The organism is Bradyrhizobium sp. AS23.2 (assembly GCF_001908185.1).
In the GTDB taxonomy this organism is placed as follows: Bacteria; Pseudomonadota; Alphaproteobacteria; order Rhizobiales; family Xanthobacteraceae; genus Bradyrhizobium.
Window position 1 is genome coordinate 1 of record NZ_LGHM01000172.1, and the last position, 7,544, is coordinate 7,544.

Below are 7,544 nucleotides of genomic sequence, written 5' to 3' on the forward strand. Positions count from 1 at the left end.
GAATACACCGTACGTTTCTCGTTGAAAGAGCCATGGCCGGCATTGCAGTCGGCGCTCGCTCTCGAAGCGCTGACCAACTTCATTGGCTCTCCGACAGCATTGAAACAGGATCCCGATGGCTTTCATCGTCAACCCGTAGGAACGGGTCCTTTCGTTTTCAAAAGCTGGCAGGCCGGCGATCGTGTCGTTCTTGAGCGCAATCCAGACTATTGGGATCGGGGATTGCCTTACCTCGACAAGGTGGTCTTCCGCATCCTGCCCGATGCCAATACGCGCTATCAGAGCATTCGTTCGGGTGAGGTCGACATCGGACGCCTGGATACCGCAAACCACGTTCTCGACGCCAAGAAAGACCCGAAGCTCTCCGTCCTCACCTACCAAGGCTCGGGGGGCTTTATGTGGAATTTCAACCACGCAAAACCACCATTCGACGATCCGCGTGCACGCCAGGCTGTCGTGCACGCTTTCAACGCGAAGGCCATGATCGATACGATGTTTCTCGATACCACCGTGCCGACGACAGACCTGCTCGGACAAAATTCAGATTGGTTCTGTCCCGATCTAAAATGGCGCTCTTACGATCTCGTCGCGGCTAAGCGGTTGGTGAAGTCCCTGGGTGCATCCTTGAAATTCGAACTCGTCAGCACCAACACGCCGGCCGGCCGGCGCCAGGCGACCATGGTTAAGGAGTTCGCCAAGGACGCTGACATCGATGTGACCATCCGCTTGGTGGAGCAAAGCCAGAATGTTCGTGTCGGCTTGTCAGGCGACTATCAGATGGACAACTGGCGCTTCAACGACATCGGCGGCGATCCGGACCTTGTTCTCTCGTACTATTTCGGAGGCGCCTCGGGAACGCCCGTGATGCGATACGATACGACGAAAATCGACGCTCTGCTGACCAAGGCGCGCAGAGAAGTCGATCGCAACGCCCGGCACAAGCTCTACTGCGATATTGCGCAGGTGTTCTCCGACGATGCTATCGCGTTGATCCCGATCCGCGCCACCTACAATGCCGTTTCCCACCCGTACGTTAAGGATGTTCCGCCCATGCAAAACAGCCTCATCCGCGTGCGTAGCATCTGGCTCGACAAGTAGGCCGTCCATCCTGAAACGAGATCGTTTTGTCCCGTATTCCGTACTTCGAAATGACACAGGCACCATATGCCACCGTGCTCGAAGAATGCCGCCCGCTCAATCTCTACCGGATGCTGCCTCGCGCAGGACCAGGTGCTGCCACGGGCTTCCTGAAACTTGGCGGCGCGGTGCTGCGCGAGAACGCATGGGACTCGCGCCTGCGTGAGCTCGTATGAGCCGCGCGGCGATGGTCAGGTCGAGCTATTCTTCGAACTCGACGGACAGGCGCGCACCATAGTCGTCCCAGACCGAACCGTGGTATCGACGGTCAAATCTCGCCGCAAGGCCGAAAGCGTAACTCTGACCACGTGGTTGTACCTGTGCCGGGCGTGGGCGTATTCCTCGGCGGATTCTTCCAAGCCCGCCGCGTCAAGCTGGAAACGCTTCCCGGGTCGGTGTCCGTGAAAGTCCGAACTCCATGGCGAGCGATGTGTCGTCGAGGCGCGTCCTAGGCGCGAGTGTGCCGGTCACGATCGCATCTGCCAGCGCGGAGTCTCAGGCCATGGTGGGGGGCATCGACCATTTCTAACCGAGGTCCTCCCGAGACGACGTAGATGAATCCTTGCGGCCTTGCCAACCTTAATCGTCGAACTGCGTCCGGACGCAGAAAGTCCCTAAACCCACCACGCGGTCCACTCGTATCGGATCTTTTCGGTCCCCACACTCGTAGCCGACATTCAAATTGAGACGTCACCGGAAACGCGATTACTTTTAGGCTGCAGACTCGTCGGCCAACTCAATTCGTCCGTGCAGATTGCACCGTGAAACGATAGGTCGTCACTTCCAGGTTATCGAAGCGTCTGACTTCTTGTGCACCGGCCGCGGCGATCGCTCTAGGCCAGAAGCGTTGGGCGACGGTATTAGTCTTCATAACGGCTAACTCCCATTTTCCGGGGTGTGCAAGCATGATCGCGGTTACTGCCCCAATACCGTAGTGGTTGCGGCGAGCGTGCGGCCGGATGAAGAACTCAGCCAGGGAGAAATCCAAATTGCGTTCCGCCGGTGCCCGCACAAAAGCGAAGCCAATCAGGGTAGTCCCTCCAAACAAGAAATATGGCCACCGCACATCGGGTTCTCGCCAATAAGCCTCAAAGAAAGGATAGTTGGCGTCGACATCACCATAAGAGCCCAGCTCTTTCAGATAATCTGCCAAGAGCGGGCGCAGGATGCCTTTTTCTGATTGCTTTGCGATAGTAATTGTAACCGGCACGGTAAGCACACTCACCCGATTCACCTTCGGCACCATACGATTCAAGGGCGTCGATCTCTATGCGCCGTTATCCCGAGCGACTGCGGGCCGTCGCAGTCTTGAGGCACGATGTCGCCCATCGCCGTCTCGATGAAATGACCGATGCCGGCTTAAGGGGGCCACATCAGTTTACTACGTCAGGACGGCAAGCCGGTTTTCCACGGCGGCATGAATTTCAACGACCTCGTCGCGCTCGCGCCGAGGCTAGCGGAGCGGGGCTGGCACGCCCAGCTCTGGATCGAAGCCGGCGATCTCGATGCGCTGGCGCCAGAGCTTGAGAAGCTGCCGCTGGCGTTCGCGATCGACCACATGGGCCGAACTATGGCCAGCAAGGGAGTTGACTATCCCGGTTTCCGGAAGCTCTGCGAGCGGCTCAAATCAGGACGTTACTGGTGCAAGATTTCTGGTGCCGATCACAACACGTGCCAGGGCGCGCCTTATGCAGATATGGAAATGTTCATGAAGGCCTTAGTGACGGCCAATCCCGATCGCCTGCTGTGGGGATCGGACTGGCCGCATGTCAGCCATAAACCGGAAACGCTTCCCAAAGAGGCTGATTTGATCCGTCTGCTGTTCAAATGCGTGCCGGACGAAGTGACCCGCCGCAAGATTCTCGTCGACAATCCGGCTCGTCTCTACGGCTTCTGAGAAATGTTTCAGCGCGGCCGACTTTTGTGAATGAAACGTCTCAACTCCATGGAAACGCCAACCTCTCTCCGACATCTTGCGTGGGCACGTCGCCTTGGTTGGCGCCTAGGTCATCTTACGATGGTGCTCGCCGGTCTGAGCCTCGCCATCTTCCTGATGCTCGAGCTGCTTCCCGGAAATCTGGTCGATGTTCTCCTCGGCGAAAACGCGAGACCGGAGGACATCAAGCTACTTGAGACTCAACTCGGCATCGATAAGCCTCTGGTAGAGCGCTACCTGCATTGGCTCGGTCAAGCCGTCAGCGGAGATCTTGGCCGCTCGCCATTGAGCGGCGAGGCCGTTGTCGACGCCATCGCGCACCGATTGCCCGTGTCACTTCAGTTGATGGTCTATGCGCAACTGCTCGCGCTGCTGATCGCAATCCCTCTCGGCATGATTGCCGGCTACCGCGAGGGTTCGCGCCTCGACGGGACGATCACGGGTGCGGCGTTCGGCGTGTTGGCTGTGCCCCACTTTGTGCTCGGGCTCCTGCTTATTCTCGTGTTCGCAATATGGTTGGGCTGGCTCCCAGCTACCGGCTACGTCCCGTGGTCCGAAGGCGTTTGGAACAGCATCCGTTCGCTCACCTTGCCGGCCGTTACGCTGGCGCTGGTCGAGGCACCGGTCTACATGCGCCTGTTGCGCAGCGACATCGCGGACACGCTGCGCGAGCCGTTTATCGCCGTGGCGCGCGCCAAGGGGTTGCCCGAATGGTACATCCTGCTGCGTCACGCACTGCGCCCCTCGTCCTTCAGCCTTATCACCGTGATGGGGATCAATATCGGCCACCTCATCGGCGGCGCGGTCATTATCGAAACACTGTTTGCTCTACCGGGTGTCGGGCGCCTGCTGATCGAGGCAATCACCCAGCGCGACTATGTCATGCTGCAAGGAGTTGTGCTGTTCATCGGCGTTGCCTTCGTTTTCGTAAATCTGCTGGTTGATGTTGCCTACGCGGTACTCGACCCCCGAGTGATGCGTCATGGCACGTAAGGCGCGATCGTTCTTCACCAACCGTCGTTATCTCATCCTGCCGCTGGGCTGGATCAGTCTGGTCGTGGCGCTGGCGATCACAGCACCCTGGTTGCCGTTGCCGAACCCAACCGAGATGGATTTCGCTCATCCTGAAAGCCATCCAAGTTTCGCGCACTGGTTCGGCACTGACCTGGATGGTCGAGATATCTTCGCACGGGCGATATACGGCGCTCGTGTTTCACTGATCGTCAGCCTGGGAGCGCCGCTGATCGGCCTGATCGCAGGCACCCTGCTTGGCCTGATAGCCAGCTATTGCAGCGGCTGGATTCGTACGATCATCCTCGCATGTCTCGATGCGATGCTTGCGTTCCCGAGCCTCGTGTTCGCTCTCGGCCTCACCGTGGTGCTTGGTCCGTCGGTGCAGAACGTCACGCTGGCTCTGGGTATCATGTCGATACCGGCCTTCGCTCGAATCGCCCGATCCCATGCTCTGCCGTTGCTGGGGCAGGAGTTTGTACTCGCTGCACGCACGGCCGGCGCAAGTAACGCCTACATCCTTTTTCGCGAGATTCTTCCCAACATGGTCATGCCGCTGCTGACCTATGTGCTGACGATCATGTCCGTGATGATCGTCGCCGAAGGCTCGTTGAGCTTTCTCGGTGTAGGCGTGCCGCCGCCGACACCAAGCTGGGGCGGTATGATTGCTGAAGGCCGCGAAGCTCTGGAACGGGTCCCTCATGCCTCGCTCATCCCCGCAGTCATCTTGTTCCTGACCGTCCTCAGCCTCAACCTGATCGGCGATGCGTTGCGCCAGGAGAAGTTCGGACACAGTGGAGGGCTCTCATGAATGTGCACAGGGACCGCCACGCTGCGCCTGCCTTGCCTTCGGCAGCGTCAGGAGATGTTCTCCTCAGTATTCGCCATTTAAGCGTCCGCTTCCCGACGAGCCGCGGACTCCTCCACGCGGTCGATGATGTCTGTCTCGATGTTCCACGAGGCAGCGTGCTTGCCATTGTCGGAGAATCAGGCTCCGGCAAATCGGTCCTGTCACGCGCAATCATGCGATTGCTGCCGCGGCATGCGGAGATCCCGGCCGAAGCCAGCATCTACTTTGACGGCGCCAATCTAGTGCATGCATCGGAAAAGAGCCTGCAAAGCATCCGCGGTCGCCGCATCGGAATGGTCTTCCAGGACCCCATGACGTCGCTCAATCCGGTTCGGACCGTGGGTTCTCAACTGGCCGAGGGTATGCGGCGACATCTGCGCATCGACGGCCGGACCGCGAAACAACGGACGATCGAACTGCTGAAGCAGGTCGGCATCGCATCTCCGCAACGCCGATACGATCAGTATCCCACGAATTGTCCGGGGGAATGCGGCAGCGTGTCGTGATCGCCATGGCGATCGCCTGCGAGCCGGACCTCTTGATTGCTGACGAGCCAACCACGGCGCTCGATGTCACGATCCAGGCTGAGATTCTCGAACTGCTAAGAAGTCTGCGCGCAAAGCGGGCAATGACGATGATCATGATCACGCATGATCTCGGAGTTGCCGCCGAACAAGCCGATGAGATCGCCGTGATGTATGCAGGGCAGATCGTCGAGCGCGCAGACGTGAGATCGCTGTTTCGTGCGCCACGAATGCCCTACACCGGTGCCCTGCTGCGGGCGATTCCGAAGCTGTCTGATCCGCCGCACGCCCAACTCTACTCGATTCCCGGTAGCCCGCCCGCGGTGGTCGGAAACACTCAAGGCTGTCGTTTTGCTCCGCGATGTGAGCGCGAGTTACCCCGTTGCCGCCGTGAAGCTGCGCCACTGATCGTCGAGAATGATCGGGATGTCCGCTGTTGGAATCCGCTGGAGGCATCGTGAAAACCATGCCCTCCTTCTCCCGGGTCCTTCAGGTTAGCAACCTGCACGTCGAGTATGCGACCGCGTCGGGCCAGACGGTGCGCGCGGTAGATGGTGTTAGCTTCTCAATCGACCGCGCCGAAACTCTGGCTCTGGTCGGAGAATCCGGATGTGGCAAATCTTCCGTCGCGCGCGCGGTCATGCGACTCGAAAGGCCGGCAGCGGGCACAATCCATCTCGAAGGTGAAGACATCGCCACGGCATCCGAGCGGTCTCTCAAGCCCAAGCGGCGTCGCTTCCAGATGATATTTCAGGATCCCGTTGCGTCGCTTAATCCCCGGCGTCGCGTGCGCGACATCCTGGCCGCTCCTTTGCGTGTCAATGGCCTGTACGATGCCGATGCGCCGGCGCGGATCGCCGCAGCGCTTGAGCAGGTAGGGCTGGATCCGGCCTATGCACTGGATCGCTATCCCCGCGAATTCTCCGGCGGACAATGCCAGCGCATATCAATCGCCCGCGCGCTGATTCTCGACCCCGGCATGCTGGTATGCGATGAGCCGACCTCCGCGCTGGACGTCTCTGTCCGCGCGCAGGTGCTCAACGTCCTGAACACTCTTCGAGCCTCTCTCGGACTCACGATGCTCTTCATTTCCCACGATCTGGCGGTGGTGCGCAACGTAGCCGATCGGGTCGCGGTGATGTACCTGGGAAAATTTTGCGAAACCGGTCCGGCTGGCGTTCTGTTGAATGCGCCTGCCCATCCCTATACGGCAGCACTTCTGAGCGCCATCCCTCAAGTTACTCCCGATGGCTCGGCCAGACGCATCCATCTCCAGGGAGAGATGCCATCGCCGATGCAACATCAATCGGGATGCCAATTTCGCAGCCGTTGCCCTGTCGCCCGGCCCCGTTGCGCCGAGGTCGCACCTCAACTGCAGCCCATCGAACCAGGGCACGAAGTGGCTTGCCACTTTCCTTATGCCATCGACGCGAATCCATCCAGGATCAAGGAGGAAACCCAAGCATGACTCTCTGTCGCGTTATTCGCCACAAGGCGTTCACCGCTGCCGTTCTTCTGGCAACAGCTCATTTCGGTCTTGCAGCATCCGCGTTGGCGGCCGCGAAGCGGGGTGGGACGCTCACCATCGCTTCCGAGGCAGAATTCAGCGGCTTCAATCACACGCGCGCGCGGATCTTCAATCAGAACACTTCAGGGCCAGCGCTGGCGGTGATGGAGACGCTCTTCGCTTACGAAGGCAAAGAGATCGTACCTCGCCTCGCCACCGATTTCACCGAGGCGCCCGACCATCTGAGTGCGACGGTCAAGCTGCGTGAAGGCGTAAAATTTCACGATGGCACTCCCTTCAACGCCGATGCCGTAGTCTTCCACTACGAGCGTCTGATGGCCAAGGATAGCGGCGTCAACACCTCGATGCTTTCGCCCGTCAAAGCCGTCGAGAAGGTTGACGAATACACCGTACGTTTCTCGTTGAAAGAGCCATGGCCGGCATTGCAGTCGGCGCTCGCTCTCGAAGCGCTGACCAACTTCATTGGCTCTCCGACAGCATTGAAACAGGATCCCGATGGCTTTCATCGTCAACCCGTAGGAACGGGTCCTTTCGTTTTCAAAAGCTGGCAGGCCGGCG

At 59.3% G+C, this 7,544-nt stretch carries 9 protein-coding genes and 1 pseudogene; 9 read left to right on the forward strand and 1 reads right to left on the reverse strand.

The genetic code is table 11. The annotated features are described in order from the left end of the window. Together AC630_RS32920 and AC630_RS45815 are read left to right on the forward strand one after the other, a co-directional pair. Positions 1-1,098, forward strand: a 1,098-nt coding sequence (locus AC630_RS32920; protein ID WP_074122607.1) for an ABC transporter substrate-binding protein, incomplete at its 5' end; no start/stop codon positions are given. Between the two features lie 50 nt (positions 1,099-1,148). Further along, the gene (locus AC630_RS45815) at positions 1,149-1,313 is read left to right on the forward strand and encodes a hypothetical protein (protein WP_167561325.1); all 165 of its coding nucleotides are present in this window, start codon (positions 1,149-1,151) and stop codon (positions 1,311-1,313) included. 560 nt (positions 1,314-1,873) lie between these two features. Here AC630_RS45815 and AC630_RS32930 read toward each other — a convergent pair. Beyond that, positions 1,874-2,362, reverse strand: a complete 489-nt coding sequence (locus tag AC630_RS32930; protein WP_143198501.1) for a hypothetical protein — start codon at positions 2,360-2,362, stop codon at positions 1,874-1,876. A 192-nt stretch (positions 2,363-2,554) separates the two neighbouring features. Here AC630_RS32930 and AC630_RS32935 point away from each other — a divergent pair, with 192 nt between their 5' ends. The 7 genes and pseudogenes from AC630_RS32935 to AC630_RS32960 all read left to right on the forward strand — a co-directional run. Next, entirely contained in the window at positions 2,555-3,034 is a 480-nt protein-coding gene (locus tag AC630_RS32935; RefSeq protein ID WP_074122609.1) for an amidohydrolase family protein, read from the forward strand. Positions 3,035-3,154: 120 nt separating this feature from the next. After that, positions 3,155-4,066, forward strand: a complete 912-nt coding sequence (locus AC630_RS32940) for an ABC transporter permease (protein WP_074122610.1) — start codon at positions 3,155-3,157, stop codon at positions 4,064-4,066. Beyond that, positions 4,056-4,895: an ABC transporter permease gene (locus AC630_RS32945; RefSeq protein WP_074122611.1), complete on the forward strand. Its 840-nt coding sequence runs from the start codon at positions 4,056-4,058 to the stop codon at positions 4,893-4,895. Before AC630_RS32940 ends, AC630_RS32945 begins: the two co-directional genes overlap by 11 nt. Then, positions 4,892-5,436 (forward strand): annotated as a pseudogene (locus tag AC630_RS46390) (ATP-binding cassette domain-containing protein); the annotation flags it as partial. The gene AC630_RS32945 and the pseudogene AC630_RS46390, both read left to right, overlap by 4 nt. 252 nt (positions 5,437-5,688) lie before the next feature. Further along, positions 5,689-5,919: an oligopeptide/dipeptide ABC transporter ATP-binding protein gene (locus AC630_RS47370; protein WP_245330590.1), complete on the forward strand. Its 231-nt coding sequence runs from the start codon at positions 5,689-5,691 to the stop codon at positions 5,917-5,919. Between the two features lie 5 nt (positions 5,920-5,924). Beyond that, complete coding sequence (locus tag AC630_RS32955; protein WP_074122612.1) at positions 5,925-6,926, forward strand: ABC transporter ATP-binding protein; 1,002 nt, start codon at positions 5,925-5,927, stop codon at positions 6,924-6,926. After that, positions 6,923-7,544, forward strand: a 622-nt coding sequence (locus AC630_RS32960) for an ABC transporter substrate-binding protein (RefSeq protein WP_245330589.1), incomplete at its 3' end; no start/stop codon positions are given. The genes AC630_RS32955 and AC630_RS32960, both read left to right, overlap by 4 nt.

What these genes read in the sequence shown, in the direction of transcription:
- AC630_RS45815 (WP_167561325.1), top strand. Translation starts at nt 1,149, where the DNA reads ATGACACAGGCACCATATGCCACCGTGCTCGAAGAATGCCGCCCGCTC.
- AC630_RS32935 (WP_074122609.1), top strand. Translation starts at nt 2,555, where the DNA reads ATGAATTTCAACGACCTCGTCGCGCTCGCGCCGAGGCTAGCGGAGCGG.
- AC630_RS32940 (WP_074122610.1), top strand. Translation starts at nt 3,155, where the DNA reads ATGGTGCTCGCCGGTCTGAGCCTCGCCATCTTCCTGATGCTCGAGCTG.
- AC630_RS32945 (WP_074122611.1), top strand. Translation starts at nt 4,056, where the DNA reads ATGGCACGTAAGGCGCGATCGTTCTTCACCAACCGTCGTTATCTCATC.
- AC630_RS47370 (WP_245330590.1), top strand. Translation starts at nt 5,689, where the DNA reads ATGCCCTACACCGGTGCCCTGCTGCGGGCGATTCCGAAGCTGTCTGAT.
- AC630_RS32955 (WP_074122612.1), top strand. Translation starts at nt 5,925, where the DNA reads ATGCCCTCCTTCTCCCGGGTCCTTCAGGTTAGCAACCTGCACGTCGAG.